At 26.1% G+C, this 507-nt stretch carries 1 protein-coding gene; it reads right to left on the reverse strand.

From position 1 onward, the window contains the following. Window positions 1-111 precede the first annotated feature (111 nt). Window positions 112-507 (reverse strand): N-acetyltransferase family protein (locus AC1DTM_RS31410; protein ID WP_477001810.1); only part of this gene is annotated, 396 nt, incomplete at its 5' end.

A 507-nucleotide genomic window follows, 5' to 3' on the forward strand; every position in this document is an offset into this window, starting at 1 on the left:
CTTTTCATCTTTTCAAAACGTTTAATCCATCAACAAAAAATACACCAATATAATAATTGATGTATTTTTTCATTCTTGTAAATTAAGTTTACATAATAATATTATCTTCTTCTAAATTGATAGTGATTTGTATAAACAATCCATATCTCGCCAAGCATATGCTATTTCTTCTACATTTAGTCTTTCTAAAAGTTTCGTGTCAATTTTTTCTGGATTATATTTTTCATAAAACTTTTTAGAAGGATTATTAGAAACTACCCAAACTAAAAGAGATTCCATATTATTATTTATACATTCTGACAGTAAAGCTTGAAATAATCTTTTCCCTACTTTCAAACCTTGATAATCTTGTAAAATGTAAATCGCATATAATTCCATATCACAATTATATGTACCCATTCTTTCAGTTCCACCATCGATAAATCCAATAATTTCTCCAGTTAACATCTCTGCTATAAATCTATATTGTAGATTGWCTTCTTTTTGAAAAATGTTTTCCCATTGCTT

This window comes from Bacillus sp. P4_D3 (assembly GCF_056401855.1).